Source organism: Devosia sp. A369 (assembly GCF_054489345.1).
The window spans coordinates 1-2419 of the sequence record NZ_JBTMWV010000048.1; the positions used below are offsets into that span (position 1 = coordinate 1).

The window sequence follows — 2419 nt, forward strand, 5'->3', positions numbered from 1 at the left end:
ACATCGAGATGTTCTACAACCCGACCCGCAAGCACGCCCGCAATGGTATGCTCTCACCTGTCGAGTTCGAGCGACGACACCAAACCTAACCCCGAAGGTGTCTACAGAACGCGGGGCTATTCACATACGGGCTCTCGTTAAAATCCGTCGTAGAGCAGTTTTTCGCCGCCGTGCCCCTGCTTTCGAACGCCGCTTTGCCGTCACGCCGCAGCTTTCCGCGATAGAGATGCCGAACTGCAAGAGGTCGTTGCCGTCGAATGTAGGCCTCGCTGGCCTCTCTTTGCGCTGAACCAGCGTTCGACACCTTCCTCACGAGTTTACTAGCGGGCGGCCTTACAGCGTTGACAGAAACGCCCGGAGGCTTGCTTCATACAGCGATGGATCGAGCTTCCAAGACTGGATGTGATCCGCTGCAGTGCGGAGGTAGGACGTCGGAGCGCTGCGCATTGCGACGAGACGATCACTGCTGCCGATCGGCACGATCTGGTCAATGAATCCGTGAGACAAAAACAACGGTCTATCCAGGCGTGCGAGCGCGTCCGTGGTTTCCGCCTTCCCAAGAGAAACTGGTGAGAACCAGTCGCTAAAGAGCAGAGCACCCCGCGCCAGGATCGGGGCGAGTGGTAAATGCATCTTCTCGATCTGGTCGGTCAGGATGGCGTCGAAACTAAGGGCAGGGGCATCAAGGACAATCGCAGAAATCGCTTCACTCTGTTCCGAGTGAAGCATGAACTGACCGACGATGCCGCCGCCCATCGACTCAGCAATCAAAATGACGGACGGCGCCCCATTTTTCAAAGCGTAGCGAACGGCGCGCTCAAGGTCTGGCCATTCGGTAAGGCCAAATGCATAGAGCCCGCTAGGGTCGACGGGCGAACCGCCGTCACCGCGATAACTGATCATCAAGACCGGGTGTCCGGCATCGTGAAATGTCGGGAGGAAACGGTAGCCATTTTGTCTGCGGCCGCCGATGCCGTGAACAAATAGCGCCCACGGCGCCGCCGCGCCAGATGCCTCAGCTGTCCGTCGTCAGATCATTTGGCTCAGATTGGATCGCGGATTATCGGAGTGTCGGTCTCGTCTTTTGGGTGATGTTAAGCGGCGAGCTTGCGGTGCTGCAAGCGGCGATGTTGGATAGTCTGGCGTTTGATCCTTTCGCGTTGTGTGATGATGGCTGCGGCCCTGCCGAAGTAGGCGTCGGCCGGTGTTACGTTATCGAGGCTCTCGTGATAGCGCCGGTGGTTGTAATGCTCGACGAAGGCGCTGATCTGGGCCTCGAGGTCGCCGGGCAGGAAGTAGTTCTCCAGCAGGATGCGGTTCTTGAGGGTCTGGTGCCAGCGTTCGATCTTGCCCTGCGTCTGGGGATGCATTGGAGCGCCCCGAACATGGCTCATGGCCTGCGCCTCGATATAATCGGCCAGTTCGCCGGCGATGTAGCTCGGGCCATTATCGCTGAGCAGGCGGGGTTTGTGATGCACATGGGCCTGGTCACACCCTGAAGCTGCCAGCGCCATGTCCAACGTGTCGGTAACGTCCTCGGCCCGCATGGTGCTGCACAGCTTCCAGGCGATGACGTAGCGCGAGAAGTCGTCGAGCACGGTGGACAGATACATCCAGCCCCAGCCGATGATCTTGAAGTAGGTGAAGTCGGTCTGCCACATCTGGTTGGGCCGGGTAGTCTTGGTATGGAACGCGTTCGCCGCCTTGATCACCACATAGGCCGGGCTGGTGATCAGATCGTGGGCCTTGAGAAGCCGGTAAACGCTGGCTTCGGAGACGAAGTAACCCTTTTCGTCGGTGAACTGCACCGCCAGTTCCCGAGGCGAGAGTTCGGACTGCTCCAGCGCCATCTCGATGATCTGGTCATGGATGGCAGCTGGGATGCGGTTCCACACCCGGCTCGGTGCCGAGGGTCGATCCTCCAGCCCCTCAGGACCGCCACCGAGATAGCGATCATACCAGCGATAGAAGGTCCGCCGTGGGATGCCCAGTCGGTCCAGGGTGCGTTTCGCCGGCAGGCGCGACTGCTCGACCAGTCTGATGATCTCGAGCTTTTCGAATGCGGGATACCTCATTCTGGCTCGTCCCCATCCGCGATCATGCTTATGGAATGGCTCGCCCCTCCTTCCTGGCGCATCATTGCCCAGGATCAATCGAGCAAGAAGGAGCAGAGCAATGCAGATCGCAATTTTGGGTATCGACCTTGGAAAGAACAGTTGCAGTTTGGCCGGCTTCGATGCCACTGGGCAAGTTGTGATGCGTCGGCGCATGCGGCGCGAAGGCCTTATAAATTTGGTGAGAGCGGCGGTGCAAAATTAGTCCACGGTAGCGGCGGGATAGTCCCGCTTCGGGCGGCGTAAAAGTCGGCCACCTATCTTCCTTCTGCGACGCTTGCAGGAGGGTTGGGGATCTATACCGT

3 pseudogenes are annotated in these 2419 nt (G+C 58.9%); 1 reads left to right on the top strand and 2 read right to left on the bottom strand.

Annotated features, from left to right (window positions below):
• Positions 1–333: 333 nt before the first annotated feature.
• Positions 334–975: pseudogene (locus ACX3OZ_RS20780) on the bottom strand (alpha/beta hydrolase); the annotation flags it as partial.
• 119 nt (positions 976–1094) lie between these two features.
• Positions 1095–2105, bottom strand: a pseudogene (locus tag ACX3OZ_RS20785) (IS3 family transposase); the annotation flags it as partial.
• Between the two features lie 70 nt (positions 2106–2175).
• Between ACX3OZ_RS20785 and ACX3OZ_RS20790 the strand changes: the two are divergent.
• Positions 2176–2289 (top strand): annotated as a pseudogene (locus tag ACX3OZ_RS20790) (IS110 family transposase); the annotation flags it as partial.
• Positions 2290–2419 lie beyond the last annotated feature (130 nt).